This window comes from Aurantimonas sp. 22II-16-19i (assembly GCF_002088275.1).
Lineage (GTDB): Bacteria > Pseudomonadota > Alphaproteobacteria > Rhizobiales > Rhizobiaceae > Jiella.
On record NZ_AQQS01000007.1, the window covers coordinates 56,214 to 71,437 of the forward strand.

General features: G+C 68.4%; 14 protein-coding genes. 4 read left to right on the top strand and 10 right to left on the bottom strand.

Annotated elements, in window-relative coordinates; genetic code table 11:
• Positions 1–101 precede the first annotated feature (101 nt).
• On the top strand, positions 102–845 hold the full coding sequence (locus tag ATO4_RS08045; protein WP_083590922.1) for an SDR family oxidoreductase: 744 nt from the start codon (positions 102–104) through the stop codon (positions 843–845).
• A gap of 37 nt (positions 846–882) precedes the next feature.
• Here the strand turns inward: ATO4_RS08045 and ATO4_RS08050 are convergent, their stop codons facing one another.
• The 8 genes from ATO4_RS08050 to ATO4_RS08085 all read right to left on the bottom strand — a co-directional run bounded on the left by ATO4_RS08050 (position 883) and on the right by ATO4_RS08085 (position 7,531).
• The gene (locus ATO4_RS08050; protein ID WP_083591039.1) at positions 883–1,533 is read right to left on the bottom strand and encodes a hypothetical protein; all 651 of its coding nucleotides are present in this window, start codon (positions 1,531–1,533) and stop codon (positions 883–885) included.
• A gap of 2 nt (positions 1,534–1,535) precedes the next feature.
• Positions 1,536–2,162, bottom strand: coding sequence for an HdeD family acid-resistance protein (locus ATO4_RS08055; protein WP_083590923.1), 627 nt, complete (start codon positions 2,160–2,162; stop codon positions 1,536–1,538).
• Positions 2,163–2,277: 115 nt separating this feature from the next.
• The gene (locus tag ATO4_RS08060) at positions 2,278–2,862 is read right to left on the bottom strand and encodes an NAD(P)H-dependent oxidoreductase (RefSeq protein WP_083590924.1); all 585 of its coding nucleotides are present in this window, start codon (positions 2,860–2,862) and stop codon (positions 2,278–2,280) included.
• On the bottom strand, positions 2,859–3,491 hold the full coding sequence (locus ATO4_RS08065; protein ID WP_083590925.1) for an rRNA adenine N-6-methyltransferase family protein: 633 nt from the start codon (positions 3,489–3,491) through the stop codon (positions 2,859–2,861). Before ATO4_RS08065 ends, ATO4_RS08060 begins: the two co-directional genes overlap by 4 nt.
• Before the next feature lie 163 nt (positions 3,492–3,654).
• The gene (locus ATO4_RS08070) at positions 3,655–4,281 is read right to left on the bottom strand and encodes an rRNA adenine N-6-methyltransferase family protein (protein WP_245308635.1); all 627 of its coding nucleotides are present in this window, start codon (positions 4,279–4,281) and stop codon (positions 3,655–3,657) included.
• A gap of 120 nt (positions 4,282–4,401) precedes the next feature.
• Positions 4,402–5,541, bottom strand: coding sequence for a molecular chaperone DnaJ (dnaJ, locus tag ATO4_RS08075; protein WP_083590926.1), 1,140 nt, complete (start codon positions 5,539–5,541; stop codon positions 4,402–4,404).
• 402 nt (positions 5,542–5,943) lie between these two features.
• Positions 5,944–7,029, bottom strand: a complete 1,086-nt coding sequence (locus ATO4_RS08080; RefSeq protein ID WP_245308636.1) for an acyltransferase — start codon at positions 7,027–7,029, stop codon at positions 5,944–5,946.
• A 238-nt stretch (positions 7,030–7,267) separates the two neighbouring features.
• Positions 7,268–7,531 (bottom strand): DUF1289 domain-containing protein, encoded by a 264-nt coding sequence (locus ATO4_RS08085; RefSeq protein WP_083590927.1) that lies wholly within the window; start codon positions 7,529–7,531, stop codon positions 7,268–7,270.
• Positions 7,532–7,723: 192 nt separating this feature from the next.
• On the opposite strand from ATO4_RS08085, the gene ATO4_RS08090 reads away from it, so the two are divergent.
• Positions 7,724–8,230 (top strand): hypothetical protein, encoded by a 507-nt coding sequence (locus tag ATO4_RS08090; RefSeq protein ID WP_139802315.1) that lies wholly within the window; start codon positions 7,724–7,726, stop codon positions 8,228–8,230.
• 459 nt (positions 8,231–8,689) lie between these two features.
• Positions 8,690–9,163, top strand: a complete 474-nt coding sequence (locus ATO4_RS08095) for a DNA starvation/stationary phase protection protein (protein ID WP_083590929.1) — start codon at positions 8,690–8,692, stop codon at positions 9,161–9,163.
• A 264-nt stretch (positions 9,164–9,427) separates the two neighbouring features.
• Here ATO4_RS08095 and ATO4_RS08100 read toward each other — a convergent pair whose 3' ends face one another.
• Positions 9,428–10,882: a phosphomannomutase gene (locus ATO4_RS08100; RefSeq protein ID WP_083591042.1), complete on the bottom strand. Its 1,455-nt coding sequence runs from the start codon at positions 10,880–10,882 to the stop codon at positions 9,428–9,430.
• Positions 10,883–10,964: 82 nt separating this feature from the next.
• Entirely contained in the window at positions 10,965–12,386 is a 1,422-nt protein-coding gene (locus tag ATO4_RS08105) for a mannose-1-phosphate guanylyltransferase/mannose-6-phosphate isomerase (RefSeq protein ID WP_083590930.1), read from the bottom strand.
• Positions 12,387–12,883: 497 nt separating this feature from the next.
• Between ATO4_RS08105 and ATO4_RS08110 the strand changes: the two genes are divergently transcribed.
• Positions 12,884–15,151 carry a di-heme oxidoredictase family protein gene (locus ATO4_RS08110; RefSeq protein WP_176222902.1) on the top strand — a complete coding sequence of 756 codons (2,268 nt, stop codon included), beginning with the start codon at positions 12,884–12,886 and terminating at the stop codon, positions 15,149–15,151.
• Positions 15,152–15,224: the final 73 nt, after the last annotated feature.

Here is a 15,224-nt window from a genome sequence, read left to right on the forward strand (position 1 = left end):
ACGCATCGGCTGATGCCAAGCGCTCGCGCATCGTCTATTGAATGCCGAGACGGACATACGATTCAACGGCGGGCCATGGGCTCGCTCAGGAGACGCGGCAGATGACCGACGAACGCAAGACACTGGTGCTGACCGGGGCCTCCCGGGGCATCGGCCATGCCACCGTGAAGCGCTTCTCGCGCGAAGGCTGGCGGGTGATCACCTGTTCGCGGCAGGATTTTGCCGAGAACTGCCCCTGGCCGGCCGGCCCCGAGGATCACATCCGCGTCGACTTGTCGGACCAGGAGGATGTCGGCTATGCGACCTCCGAGATCCGCCGCCGGCTCGAGGCGAACGGCTCCAAGCTGCACGCCCTCGTCAACAATGCGGCGATCTCGCCGAAGGGTCAGGGCGGCTCGCGGCTCGATTCGATCCAGACGCCCATGCATATGTGGCGCGACGTCTTCCAGGTGAACTTCTTCGCCCCGATCATGCTGGCGCGCGGGCTGTTCAAGGAATTGTCCAACGCCAAGGGCTCGATCGTCAACGTCACCTCGATCGCCGGCGGCAGGGTCCACCCCTTCGCCGGCACGGCCTATGCGACGTCGAAGGCGGCGCTGAACTCGCTGACCCGCGAGATGGCCCACGACTTCGGGCCGGCGGGAATCCGCGTCAATGCCATCGCGCCGGGCGAGATCGAGACGGCGATCCTGTCGCCTGGGACCGAGAACATGATCGACGACATCCCGCTGCGCCGGCTCGGACAGACGTCGGAGGTCGCCGACGTGATCTATTTCCTCTGCTCGAACCAGTCGAGCTACGTCAACGGCTCCGAACTGCACATCAATGGCGGCCAGCACGTCTGAAGCCGGCCGGAGCGGGCCTGGCTGAAAGCCCAGGACCCTACCCGTTCCGCATCTCGTCGAGCGCACCATCGAGATCGGCGCGCAGGAGCGCCGTCAGAAGCCGCGGGAAATCTGCCGTCGCGACGAGGCCGGCGAGGCTCTTGGCGTCGTTGCCGAGACCCAGCCTCTCGGCGGCCTGCAAGGCGCGCTCGTCGGCAAAGGGATAGAGTTCGTCCCAGGCCACCTGCACCTCGCGGAAGAAGATGTCCGCGCCGGTGTCGCCGATTCCCTTGAACGCCTTCAGGAGACGCCGCTCCTCGCCCGGATCGCGGCCGGCCGCCTCGCGCAGGGTCCGCAGGTCGCCGCCATAGGCGTCGCGGCAGTGGTCGGCGACCTCCTGCAGAAACCCCGAGGTCTTTTCGTCGAAGCGGGCATAGCCGTTGCGGTTGAGGATCAGCACCCGCTCTTTCCACGTCGCCTCGGCCATGTGGTCGGCGGTGGTGAGGCCCGCGTCCTTCAGCGCCTTGGCCGCGCGAAGCGCCTGATCGGCCCCGATGCGCGCCGAGAAGAGATTGGCCGCGACGAGCCAGAGGAACAGCGGCATCGGCGTGTTCTTCGACAGGTCGAGGCCCATTTCCTCGGCGAAGGTCTTCTCCGTCCGCCCCAGCAACCTTTCGGCGACCGCAGCCTTTGCGCCCGCGCCGGCCACGATCACGCCCGCGAGGCCGGCGGGTTGTTGCGGGCGTCGAGCGCCGAGAACAAAAGGCCGAAGCCCGAGGTGATGAAGGAGATGCCGAGGAAGACGCCGGTCGCCCAGACCGCCGTGCCCGGCAGGCCGATGATCAGGAAGATCGCCAAGACGATGTCGATGATGCCGGAGACGATCACCAGCCAGAATCTGGTCGTCGACAGCCGCACGGCGCGGGCGATGGAGAAGTTGAAGAGACCCGACAGGAAGAAGAACACGGCGAGCAGCCATGTCAGGGTGACCGTGCCGGCCAGCGGATCGTAGATGATGATGCCGCCGAGCAACACGCTGAGCACCGCGAGCAGCAGGCTCGACCAGAAGCCGGGCGCCTCGCGCGAACGGAACGCCGCGACGCAGCCGACGATGCCGCCGAGGATCAGCAGCCAGCCGAAGAACAGCGTCGTCGCCAGTGTCGCCGCGAAGGGAACGAGCAGTGCCAGGATGCCGACGACGATCATCAGCGTGCCCTGGAAGGTGTAGTATTTCCAGTGGTCGTGCAGATGGCGCTGGACGGCCCTGACGCGCCGCCTCTCTTCGCTCGTCGTGGTGTCGCGGGCCGCAGGCTCGCCCGGTCCGATGTCATGTGCCATGGTCTATCCTCCTGCCTGTCGCCTCGCGCGTGCTCGCGTCTCTTCCCGAATAGCAGCCTGGATCATCGGTTCCCAGCCGGATCAAGGTTTGGCCTCGCTGTCCGCGAGGCTGCCCTCATCCGTGTCGCGTCAGGCTCCTGGCCGTGTCGAGCAGCTTGTCGCAGAGAGATTCGAGGCTGGCCCTCGCGACGTCGTCGGTCAGCCGGCCATTCTCGTCGAAGCCTTCGGCGGCCGTCGGGAGCAGACACTGCTGGGTGATCACTTCGGCGCCGAGGGCGCGCATGACGATGCGGATCGCCTCGAGGCCGCGCAGGCCGCCGAAGCGGCCCGGCGAAGCCGAGGCGAGCCCGACCACCAGCCCCTTGAACGGCTGCACCGGCCGCTCGTCGACCTTGCGGACGCGGCTCGCCCAGTCGATGGCGTTCTTCAGGAGCGGCGGGATCGAGGCGTTGTATTCCGGCGAGACGATGAGGAGCGCGTCCTGCGCGGCGATGCGCTGGGCGAGCAGCTGGGCGTTCTGCGGCACCCCGCCCTCGGCCTCGAAGTCGCCGTCGTAGATCGGCAGCGGATAGTCGGAGAGATCGACCCGGCTCACCACGGCGTCGGTCACCGAGATCAGCCGCATCGCCTCGCCCGCGAGCTTGCGGTTGTAGGAGCCGAGCCGGACCGAGCCGGGAATGATCAGGACGTTGGTGCTCAAGCCGCGCCGCCCTCGCCGGCCATGGGGCGGGCGCCGGCCTCGTTGTCCCGAGCGTAGATCCAGACGCGGGCCGGGGGGATGTTCGTCCAGACCCGCCGCGAGGAGCTGACCGAGAAGACGCCGGGAACGGGACGCACCGGCGGTGTTACCATGTAGGACAGCTGGGTGAGGTTGCCATCCGGCAGAAGCCGCTCGAAATAGCGCGAGAACAGCGCCTGGCGCTTGGCCTGGGACATGTTGACGATCGGGATCGCGAACAGGATCGCGGCGTATTTCGGGCTGTCCGCCACGGGCCCGAGCGTCTTGTCGAGGTCGAGGCCGTCGCCCTGGATGACATTCACCTGCGGGAAGCGCTGCTGGAGCTTGCGGGCGAAATCCCGGTCGTATTCGATCGAGGTGATGCGCTCGGGCGCGACGCCCTGCTCGAGCAATGTCCGGGTAACGACGCCGAGGCCGGGGCCGAGTTCGAGGATCGGGCCATCGAGCTGGGTCGTCGCATGGCGGACCATCGTGCGGCAGTAGGTCCGGCTCGACGGCGCGACGGCGCCCATCTTCACGGGACTGCGGACCCAGGTCGCCAGGAACGGCAGCCAGTCGCTCTCGGCGGCGCGCGTCTTCGATCGGCTCATGACGTCAACCCTTGAACTCGGGCCCCTCGAACTCGGGCGGGGCAGATTGGGAGATGGATCGTCCCTCGTCCGTCCATCCTGATCGATACCAATATTACGCCGGCGTGACGGTTTGGCGAATGTCTGCCGGCGCAAGACGCCGGCAGATCAGCCGCGGCCGGTCTCACACGGCCCGGTAGACGAGAACGCGCGCCGGCGGCAGGTTGCGCTTGATCCAGGGGCTGAGCTCCAGCGTCGCGCCGATCCGCTTGGCCTTCACCGGCTGGGTCAGGGCGTAGGAGAACTGGATGAAGGGCGAACCCCGCCGCATGCGCTCGAGCGAGCGGCCGATCACCGCTTCGCGCATCTCGTCCGGCCGGGTGAACAGCGGCAGACTGGAGACCACGGCCTCCAGCGGCGAAACGCCGATCCAGGCGGGCAGCGCCGCACCGATGGCATAGGCGTCGCCCTGGATGACCTCGGCCGCCGGGAACCGCTTGCGCAGCAGCTGGCAGAACTCGCGGGAATACTCGACCAGCACGAGCGAATGCTCGGGCACGCCGCGGTCGATCAGCGTCTGGGTGACGACGCCGGTGCCGGGTCCGAGTTCGAGGACCTTGGCATTCGGCGCGAAGGAGGCGGGATCCGGCACGTAGGACGCCATCGCCCGTCCCAGCGCCCGCGACGACGGTGACACCGCCCCCATGATCAGCGGCCGCTGCAGCCACCCGCGAAAGAATCGCGCCTCGTCACTCACCTTGATGCGCGGGCGCGCGGCTTCTGGTGTTCGCCGCTGCGGGTGTTCCAGCACGCGTCTTCCTCCATCCCCCTCGGGGATTGTGACCGGATTGAACGAACCCGGCCGATTGCAGGAACCGGCCCTGCCTGGCGGCAAGGGCCGGTCGAAAACCGACCTAGAAGATGGAGCGGTTCAGGTCTCGCTCAAGCCTTCGAAGAACTCCTTCATCCGGGCGAAGAAGCCGTTGGACTGCGGTGAGTTCTCCTTCGAGGAGATCTGTTCGAACTCCTCGAGCAGCTCGCGCTGGCGCCGGGAGAGGTTCTGCGGCGTCTCGATCGCCACCTGGATGAACAGGTCGCCGGCCTGCTGGGAGCGCAGCACCGGCATGCCCTTGCCGCGCAGCCGGAACTGCTTGCCGGTCTGGGTGCCCTCGGGGATCTTCACGCGGCTGGTGTTGCCGTCGAGGGTCTGCACGTCGATGTTGCCGCCCAGCGCCGCCGTCGTCATCGAGACGGGCACCTTGCAGAACAGGTCGGCGCCGTCGCGCTGGAAGAACTCGTGCGGCCGGATCGACAGGAAGATGTAGAGATCGCCGGCCGGTCCGCCGCGCAGGCCCGCCTCGCCCTCGCCGGCGAGGCGGATGCGGGTGCCGTCCTCGATGCCGGCCGGGATGTTGACCGACAGCGTCCGCTCCTCCGGCAGGCGGCCGTCGCCGCCGCATTTGGCGCAAGGGTCGGTGATCACCTGGCCGCGTCCCTGGCAGGTCGGGCAGGTGCGCTCGATCGAGAAGAAGCCTTGCGCGGCGCGCACGCGGCCGACGCCGCCGCACATCGGACAGGCCTTGGGGCTGGAGCCGGGCTTGGCGCCGGAGCCGGTGCATTCGTCGCACTGGATGGTCGTCGGCACGCCGATCTCGGCGGTCTTGCCGGCATAGGCCTCCTCCAGCGTGATCTCCATGTTGTAGCGCAGGTCCGAGCCGCGCTCGCGCCCGCCCGAGCCCTGCCGGCCACGCGCCCTGCCACCCATCATCTCGCCGAAGATGTCGTCGAAGATGTCGGCCATGGAGGAGCCGAAATCGCCCTTGAAGCCGGCGGCACCGGCGCCGCCGTTCTGGAAGGCGGCATGGCCGAAGCGGTCGTAGGCGGCCCGCTTCTGCGGGTCCTTCAGGACCTCGTAGGCCTCGCCGAGCTCCTTGAACTTGACCTCGGCCGCCGCGTCACCGGGATTGCGATCCGGGTGATATTGCATGGCGAGCTTGCGAAATGCACTTTTCAGCCCCTTTTCGTCCACGTCGCGGGCCACGCCGAGCATCTCGTAGTAATCGGCCTTCATTCACGCTTCCATCGGTTGTCTTTCCGGCCACCGCGAAGATCGCGTGGCATGGTATCGCCCGCCCGGGCAGCCGGGACACGCGCACTCCAGATCTTTCGAGCGGCCGCGGTTGCGAGACCTTTCGTCCGCCGTGACGGGAGGCGCCGTCGATACGCGCCATCACCGTCAGGCAGGGCCAGAGGTCCCGAAGGTCGATCGTGCCGCCCGTCCTTCCCTGTCGGCAGATTGGCTCGAAGCACGCCATCGCGAAACCGATGGTGCGTTCCGGCAATGCGCCGACGACTTTCCGTTCATCTAGGAATGTCTCTTCGCCGATACCATAGGCCGCAGATGAGGCATAGTGCCGAGAGGTCTCGCCACGATTCCGGACACGAGCGTCCGGCGGCGCCCGCGGGCGGGCGATCAGACCGAGGCGAGCCGTCGGCCGGGCTTGGGGGCGCCGGGCTTTCGCGGCAGCAGCACATGGGCGCACAGCGGCTCGAAATAGCGCGCCGACAGCAGTGCGACGACGACCGTGGCGATCATTGGCAGCGTCCAGAAAAGATAGAAGTCGATGAGCCCCGTCTGCTCCAGGCCGTGATGCCAGACGATCTCCAGGAAGAAGAATTCCATGATCGGATGGATGAGATAGATGCCGAAGGCGACGCGGGTCAGCGGCATCAAGGGCTGCAGGATCTCCGTCGATTCGGGCGCCGCGGTCTCGGCCAGCGCGGTGAGGGCGAGCGCGACCACCATCAGCGGCATGACCAGCGCATAGTGCCAGCCGGCCAGCATCGCCGCCAGGACGAGAAAGGTCGCGGCGAGGCCGGGCCAGTGGCTCTTCACCTCGAACAGCCGGCGCTCGACGGCGATCGCCACCGCCGCGCCGATCATGAAATCGGCGAGCGCGCGATACGCGCCCATGGAATCGGCGGTCGTCCAGTGGCCGGAGGGGAACCAGCCGCGCAGCGAGGCGACTTCCAGACAGCCGATCCAGACCGCGATGGCGACGCAGAGGCCGCGCAGGCCACCGAATCTCACGACGACGACGATCAGCGGGAACAAGGCATAGGCGAAGAACTCCGCGCTGATCGACCAGGACGGATAGTTCAGCGCCAGCCCGTCGGTGAAGCCGAGCGCATGCAGAATCAGGAGGTGGAAGGGCAGCGCTTCGAGGTCATGGCGCCAGGGATAGTTCGGCGCACCCTCGGCGAAGGCGGCGAGCGCGACCGCGGCGAAGAACAGCGTGATGACGATGTGCAGCGGCAGCAGCCGGGCGGCTCTGGCGCGCATGAACCGGCCATAGGCGGCCAGATCGCCGACCCGCTCGCGGTAGCGGATGGTGATGAAGAAGCCGGAGATCATGAAGAACATGTCGAGCAGCGGCAGGAGACGATAGAGCAGCGCCGTGCCGGTCTCGACGCCGTAGGGCGCCCAGAAGACGAAGTGATAGGCCATGATCAGCATTGCCGCGACGAAGCGCCAGCAATCGAAAATGCGGAAGTGCAAGGCAGACCTCCGTCGGCGGCCAGGCTCGGAACCACGTCGTCATAAACGGCGATCATCCGGTTCTCTCGTCTTTCGCCGCAGGCCGCAAGGAAATGCTGCGAACGCGGTTAAGCCGCCGGCCCCTGTTCGGGGTTTGCGCCGCCCAGCAGCCTGGACGCAAGCCCTGCATCGGGCCCGTTTTCAGGGTGTCCCCGCTGCGGCACGTGGGCGGCGGCCACGCTCGCCGGGCGCCGGACCGTCAGATGCGGTCGAGCGGACAGGGGACGGCCTTCTTGTCGCATTTGCGCCGATAGACCCGCTCCCAGCGCGAGAGGCGGCCCCGCTCGGTGAGCCGCGCGACGAGGGCCCGGAAGAACGCCTTCTTCTTCGGCTTCTTGTCCAGCCGCTTGAAGCGCTTCTTCTCCGGCTTGGTCATGAAGCAGCCGATGCAGGCGTCTCCCTCGGCGCGGAACTTGCACACGCCGATGCAGGGTGACGGCGCCTTGGCCCATGGTTTCGACACGCATGTCTCCTGAAACAGATCTCTCAGGGCTCAAGATGGGTGCCTCGCGGCTTGCGCGAAAGACGGCTCCGTTCACCCCCTTTGATCCTGTGCGCAGGGCTGCTATAAAGGGTGATCGGAATTGTCAAGTTTTAGAATGGTTCCAACCTGCCCGGACAGGGTGCAGGTCCGGAATGCGAAACGGACGGCATGATGAGCGCAGCACTCGCCTATGCGGAGCCGGTGGAAACCGGTGCCGTGGTTCTTCCCTTCAGGCGCGGTGGCAGCAGCTCCGAGTGCCTTGGCTCCCCGTGTCCCGGCTCCCAGTGCCCGACTGCGGCGCAACGCGTCCCGCAGCTGTCCGACGAGGATGTCGAACGGCTGAACCGGCTGCGCTGGTTCGCCTTGAAGAGCCGCCTCGCGCCGCGACCCGACGTCGAGCGGGCCTGCCTTGTGCTGTCGGCCCAGGCCGGTGCCACCGTCGGCGGCCTCGCGACGATCTTCTTCCGCGCCCTCGACGAACATGCCAATCGCGAACTCGCCCTCTATCGCCCCGGCACGTTGCGCCCCTCGGAGGACGAGATCTGGCTGCTCCGGCTGATCGCCGCCTGGCAGGGGGGCGAGCGCGAGGCCGGCTCGGCGCTGCTCGCCTGGCGCGTCCGGCCCGAGGGCCGGCGCTGGCTGCGCTTCCTCGCCGAGGCGATGGCCAGCAGGCTCTGAGCGCGTGAGGCCGGCATGGTGACAGCCGTTCCCAACCGGCCGGGCCTTCCCCATCACCCCTTTTGGACGCCTCGCCGCCATCGCGGGGCCGGCTTCGCACGGCGGTTTGAGCGCGGTCAGCCGGTCCTTCGCCGTGGCCGCCGACTGGCCGGCAAAGACGTCCGGCAATACCGGCCCGCCGTGCTCGAGGTTTTCTGGACGGTCTCTCTGCAAACCCGATGGACGGCCTGCGGCGTCGGCCCGCCGGACGTGCCGCTTGGCGTTCGCCGCCGGCCATGGGCCTGTCGGGATCGGGCTGCGCCGCGGGGCGGGAACGGGACGCGGCAGCGACAAAAATGCGCGCCTCCCACTTCCATCCTTTTTAGAAGCGTTCTAGATAAGGTGGACCGCACCCGCCGGACGGCGTCGTGCGCCGGAATTGTTCGACGAGATTCGACAAGCAAAACAAAGGAGACTGCCATGGCTCTCGTGGCCGCGAAGATGGAACCCACCGCCAAGGAAGAGATCGTCGAGGGCCTGACCCAGGCGCTGGCGGAGACCGCCGTCGAGACGATGAAGGCGCAGAACTTCCATTGGAACGTCACCGGCATGGCATTCGGCCCGCTGCACGAATTGTTCCAGAAGATCTACGAGGACCACTTCGAGGGGCAGGACTTCCTCGCCGAGCGCATCAAGGCGATGGATGCCCATGCCGAAGGCCGCCACAGCGTCTTCCTGTCGCGCAGCGCCATCACCGAGCATGACGGCAAGGCCGACGCCAAGACGATGATCGAAGTGCTGCTGAAGGATCAGGAAACCCTGTCCTCGACGCTCTCGGCCCTCGCCCAGGTCGCCGACCAGCATGGCGACTACGCCACCAACGACATGGCGACCGCCCGCATCGAGGCCCACGACAAGTTCGCCTGGATGCTGCGGGCGCACCTGCGCGGCTGAGCCGCCTGATCGAAGATCGCTCGCCGAGCGCGCGCGATGCGCCATCCGATCAATCGGACGGCGCATCGGCAGTGGTCGAGCGTTCGCCAGAAAGGGCGCTGCCGCAGGGCTGAGCGTGTCGGACCCTGATTTCGACACGATCTCCTGTCAGTCTGACCGTCGCGAGCGGGATCGATCCCGGGACCTCGTCCCGGATATCCCCCCGCCTGACCTTCGCTCCATTCCACCCCGTCGGCCCGGCCGGCGGGTTTCTTTTTTGTGGGCTCAGGCGCCGGATCCGGATCGTCCCATCGCGGTCGCTGCCGTGCCGAGCCCCCAGTCGAGCAGCCGGCCGGCGGCATCGGCGCTCGCCGCCTCGACGTAGCACCGCAGTTCCGGTGCGTTGCCCGAGGCGCGGTAGTGCACCGTCTCGCCCGAGGCCAGCACCACGCGGACACCGTCGAGGCGGTCGATATCGGCGACCTCCCCCGCCTCGCGGAAGAACTGCGCACGGAACGCCGCGTCCTCGCCGAGCCGGTCGAGGAACGGTCCGCTCTCCTCCGCCGGAACCGCCGTCAGCCGGTGGGCGGCGGTGAAGCCGGCATCGAGCCCGTCGACCAGCTTCGCCAGAGACGTCTTCGTCGCCACCATTTCGGCCAGAACGGCGAGGATCGGCAGGACGCTGTCGCGGGTCGGCAGCGCCTCGAGCCTTCGCCCGTCCCGCTCGACGGACGAGCCGAGCAGCAGGCCGCCATTCGCCTCGAAACCGACGACGCCGGCCTCGCCAGCCTGCACGGCCTTCTCCATGGCCGCGATGACGAAGGGGCTGCCGACCCTGGTCCGGTGGACGGTGGCGGCAATGCCCGAGCGCTCGATCGCCGAACTCGACGTCACCGGCGTCACGATCGTCGACAGCCGAAGGTGATGGGCTGTCAGAAGCCCGATAACATCGCCGCGCAGCACCGTTCCGTCCGCATCGGCGACGAGCGGCCGGTCGCCGTCGCCATCGGTCGAGACGAAGGCGTCGCAGCGCTTCTCGCCGGCCCATTCCCGCAGCAGGGCCAGGTCTTCCGGCCGGTGCGCCTCGGTGTCGACCGGGATGAAGTTCTCCGCCCTGCCATAGGCGATCGTCCGGGCTCCCAGACGTTCGAGCACCGCGACGAGGATGTCGCGGGCGACGGAGGAATGCTGGTAGACGCCGACGGTGAGGCCCGCGAGCGCGGCCTCGCCGAAGAACGCCGCATAGCGCTCGACGAAGGGCGCCGTGACGTCGAGGCTGGCGGCGGGATGCTCCCACTCGGCCATCGCCTCGAATTCCAGAAGGTCGTTCTCCCGGAGCGCCCCGAAGGCTTCGAGGATGCCGGCTTCGTCCGCCTTGCCGATCTCGCCGGTCGGCGCGTAGAATTTCAGCCCGTTGCGATCGTCCGGAATGTGGCTGCCGGTGACCATGATCGCCGGCGCCTGCCGCTCGAGAGCCGCCAGCGCCAGCGCCGGCGTCGGCACGGCGCCGCAGTCGACCGGCTCGAAGCCGGCCGCCTCGGCGGCGGCGAGGACGAGGCGGGCGATCTCCGGGCTGCTTGATCTGAGGTCCCGCCCGACCAGCACCTGCCGCGACGCCGAGACGGCGTTGTTGACGTCGAGATGGCGCAGGAAGGCGAGGCTGTAGCCGTAGCTCGGCCAGCCGAGAAGATCGCCGACGAGGCCGCGCAGCCCGCTGGTGCCGAATTTCAGGCTCGACATCATCATCTCTTCCCGCCTCGAATCGCCCGGTCGATCGGTCTCACGCAGTAGCCGCAGTCGCCCCCAGCTTCAACTGCGGGCCTCAACTGCGGGCATAGACGTCCTCGATCCGCACGATGTCGTCCTCGCCGGTATAGCTGCCGACCTGCACCTCGATCAGCTTGAGGTCGATCTTGCCGGGATTGTGCAGGCGGTGGACGCAGCCGATCGGCAGATAGGCCGCCTCGTTCTCGTGATAGAATTTCACCGCGCCGTCGATGGTCACTTCCGCGGTACCATGGACGACCACCCAGTGCTCGGCCCGGTGATGATGCCGCTGCAGGGAGAGCCGGCCGCCCGGCTTGACGCAGATGTGCTTGACCTGGAAGCGATCGCCGATGTCGATGCGCTGGTACCAGCCCCAGGGCCGGTGCATGCGCATGTGCTCGCCCGCCTCGCGCCGTCCGGCCTTCTTCAGCGCCGCGACGAGGGTCTTCACCTTCGGCGCCGCGGCCATGGAAGAGACCAGCACCGCATCGTGGGTGGTGACGACGACGACGTCGTCGAGGCCGAGGACGGTCGTCAGCACCTCTTCGGAACGCACGAAGCTGTTGGTCGTGTCGATGACGACGACATCGCCCTCGAGCCGGTTGCCGTTGGCGTCCTTGTTTTTGACCTGGTGCAGCGAATCCCACGAGCCGATGTCCGACCAGCCGAATTCGGCGGCGATGACGCCGCCGACGCGGGTCTTCTCCATCACCGCATAGTCGATCGAGATCGTCGGCGAGGCGGAAAACGCCGCCGCGTCCAGCCGGACGAAGTCGAGGTCGCGGACCGCCTTGTCGACGGCCTCGCGTGCCGCGGAAAGGACGTTCGGCGCGAAGTGCTGGAGTTCCTTCAGCATCACCTCGGTTGAAAAGGCGAAGTTGCCGGAGTTCCAGACATAGCCCTCGGCGATGTAGCCTTCGGCCGTCGCCCGGTCCGGCTTTTCGACGAAGCGTTCGATCGAGCGGGCGCCCTCGCCCAGCTCCTCGGCCCCCGGATGGATGTAGCCATAGGCGGTCGAGGGATGGTCCGGCGTGATGCCGAGTGTCATGATCCGCCCCGAGGCGGCGACCCGCGAGGCCTTGCGGACCGCTTCGAGGAAGCCGCCCTCGTCGCGGATGACGTGGTCGGACGCGAGCAGCAGGCAGACGCCGCCGGCCCCCTGCCGCTCGGCAAGCACCGCACCGACGGCGACCGCCGCCGCGCTGTCGCGGCGCTCCGGCTCGAGCACGATCTCGGCCTCGATGCCGAGGGCGGCGAGTTGCTCGGCGGAAATGAAGCGGAAGTCGTTGTTGGTGATGACGATCGGCCTGCCGAACCCCTCGCCGACGACGCGCAGCAGCGTCGCCTGGAAGGCCGAGAGGCCACCGTCGAGCAGCTGGATGAACTGCTTGGGCATCGAATCACGGGACACCGGCCAGAGCCTGGATCCGGCGCCGCCGGCCATGATGATCGGAATGATGGTCGGCGATGGGGCCATGGGAAGTTTCACCGCTTCTGGCTTCGACAGGTTCCGACGGTTGCGTGCCCCCCCCGGCGGGATGGCCGAGGGATACCGTCCTTCGCATCCCCTTTCCATAGCACGCGGCCGGGCGGGCCCGGAAAACCTGGCGACGATCATGGTGAACGCGATGCGCCGGCGTGCCGAGCGAGGCTCCCGCAGCCCCCCCGATTACGTTGAATTCCGTTGCGGAAATTCAAAGAAAGGCGCTACGCTTTCGAAGGATTTACACCGCCGCTGATGTGCCTCTTCTCGGCATGGCTGAGCCAGCGCACCCGTCTGGGCCTTCCACTGCGGAATGGGCGCCCCTTCCATGGCCGAAGAACGGATCGTCGATGCCAGGACAACGACCTACCGGACCTGCCGGGACGCAGCCGAGCCGCCGGCCCGGATGCGTCCCTTTCGTCCTTCGCCCCCGCGGCCGCCCTGCGGAGCCCTCCGCCAGACATGCCAAGCCCCCGTACCGACCCCATCCCGTGAGGCCTGAACCGATGTTCCAGCACCGCAAAGCCATCCTCGCCGGCACGGCGCTCTGCCTTTTGGTCGGCGCCTCGACGCCGCTGCGGGCGCAGCTCAGCGACGCGATCAACGATGCCATTCTCGGTGGTTCCGGCCAGCCGCAGGTCACCAATCCGCCCGCCCCGCCTCCGGCGGACCAGCCCCCCGCCGCCGGCCCGCCCGCCGGGGTGCCCGCCGATCAGACGGCCCCGGGCGAGCCGCCGGTCGCCGCCCAGCCTCCCGCAGCGCCCCACCCCCTCGCCGATACGGCGACGGATCCGCAACCGGCAGCCGGTTCGCAGACGGAGCCCGAGCCGATCGCACCGCCCGCGGCCGCCTCGAACGACACGTCCAGCCCCGCTTATGCCAGCAATCCCGGGCCGGGCCCGATGCCGGGCAGCGGCCCCCCGGTCGTCGCGCGGCTGACGAGCGGCGACGAGCCCTCGCTCGGCGAGGGCATCCGGGTCTCCCAGGACGACATCAGCAACGGCACGATCGGGTTCCGCCAGGTGATGGAGATCGGTCGCCATCTCTTCACCCAGTCCTTCACCGCCGTCGAGGGCTACGGCGAGGGCCCGATCGGGCCGCGCGAGAAGAAGCGCCGCCAGATGACGGCGTCGGGCCTCGGACCGATGGCGCCCTACGCCCAGATCCCCTGGATGCGCGTGCACGGCCTCGACGCTCAGGCCTGCCTCGAATGCCACAATTCCGTCGGCTTCGAGACCCCGGCCGGCGGCGCAACGCCCGGCCGCACGGTCCGCCCGGACCGGGTGTTGAGCGCCGGTGCCGTGAGCGCGGCGGCGATCATCAACCCGCTGCTCGAGGATCCGGCGCCGAAATGGGTGCTGGATGCCTTCCGCGAGCGCGGCGTCACTGACCCCGGCAACATGTACGCGGTCTTCCTGCGCAACCCGCCGCATCTCTTCGGCGCCGGCTACACCCAGAAGCTCGCCGAGGAGATGAGCTTCGACCTACTCGCCCAGCGCCGCTCGGCGATCGACCGGGCGACGCAGAATCGTGGCCAGTGGTACGAGATCCGGTTGAACTCCAAGGGCACCAGTTTCGGCCGCTACCAGGTGCGGGTCGATGCCGCCGCGCCGCCGCTACCGCCGCTTCTCGATCCCTGCGGCCAGAACACCGCCCTGACCGAGCGCTGCGACCTCATCGAGGGCGTCAGCGAGGACTTCGTCGTGCGGCCGTTCCAGTGGAAGGGCATTGCGTCCAACATGCGCAACTTCGTGCGCGACGCGCTGAACTTCCACTTCGCCATGGTGCCGGTGGAACTCGCCCCCAACGATGCCGACATGGACGGCGACGGCATTCCGAACGAGGTGTCGATCGGCGAGGTCACGACGCTCACCGCCTTCGCGCTGAGCGCCCGGCCGCCGTCGCAGATCACCAGCGACGACGGTGCCGAGGCGGTGGCGATCACCCGCGGCCGCGACATTTTCGAGGGTCGGGCCGGCGTCGACCCGGCGGTCGCCTGCGTCACCTGCCATCAGGCCTCGAAGACGGTGCTCAATCCGGTCGTCTCGATCCACGATCCGCGCCAGGTGCCGGAGGCGGTCGCCATCGCCTCGCGGGAATCCTCGCAGGGGGGCAGCTCGCTGCTCGTCACCGGCAACGGCGTCGGCCTCGGCCAGGCCGCCCCGCGCGGGCTGCCGCTGCCGGTCGAGCGGGAATTCCTCGACGGTGGCCAGACGCCGGCCCGCGAGCGGGCGATCCAGGGCGCCGCGCAGGCCCGCGAATCCGGCGGCAACCGGCTGCCGCCCGGCGCCGCCTTCGCCTTCAACCTCAACATGAACACGCCCTTCGAGGACCGGGTGTTCCTCGCCTCGCAGCCGCGCCTGCCCTCCGATTCAACCGGCGCCATCGAGGTGCCGCTCTTCTCGGATCTGAAGCGGCACAAGATGGGCCGCTGCCTCGCCGACGTCATCCACCAGCAGGTCGACCGGGCCGGCGTCTTCGCCCCGCGCGACCAGTTCGTCACCCGGCCGCTCTGGGGCCTGTCCGACACCGGTCCGTGGCTGCATGACGGCCGGGCGCTGAGCCTGCGCGACGCCATCCTGAAGCATTCGGACACGGCCTGCGCGGACGACGGCTCGGGCTATGTCAGCGAGGCGAACGGCGCGGTCGCGGCCTTCGAGGCGCTGTCGGTCGAGGACCAGGACGCGGTGATCGCCTTCCTGCATACGCTCCGCCTGCCCCGCGACACGGCCTTCGACAGCGTCGACCAGAACCGCTGACGGCGGCGACGCGAGATCGAGACGGGATCTGCTCCGCCGGCGAGCCGGACGGCCAGACATGCCGCAACAGAAC